This is a genomic window from Gelidibacter salicanalis, from assembly GCF_016469035.1.
GTDB classification, from domain to species: domain Bacteria; phylum Bacteroidota; class Bacteroidia; order Flavobacteriales; family Flavobacteriaceae; genus Gelidibacter; species Gelidibacter salicanalis_A.
This window is the reverse complement of record NZ_JAEHJZ010000165.1, coordinates 1-271: the sequence shown is the minus strand read 5'-3', so window position 1 is coordinate 271 and position 271 is coordinate 1. Positions and strand designations below refer to the sequence as shown.

Below are 271 nucleotides of genomic sequence, written 5' to 3'. Positions count from 1 at the left end.
GCCGGAGTGCAAATAACGGGCTATGGTGAAAGTGCGAAGATTCTCATCCAAGGAGTAAATTCCATCAACAGCAGTATGGAACCGATGCTCATGGTGGATGATATTCAAGTCAAACTAGAATCCTTGGTCACTATCCCTGTTCACGAAATCGAAGGCTACCGAGTATGGAAGGGAGCTGATACGGCGATATTTGGCGCTAGGGGATCAAATGGAGTGATTGGGTTTTACACTAGGAAAGACCTTGGTGTGAACAAAAACCCAATTCAGCAAG

1 protein-coding gene is annotated in these 271 nt (G+C 45.8%); it reads left to right on the top strand.

Features of this window, described 5'->3' with window-relative positions; all coding sequences use genetic code 11:
• Positions 1 to 271: TonB-dependent receptor plug domain-containing protein (locus JEM65_RS21250; RefSeq protein WP_199603730.1), on the top strand; the 271-nt coding region annotated here is incomplete at both ends.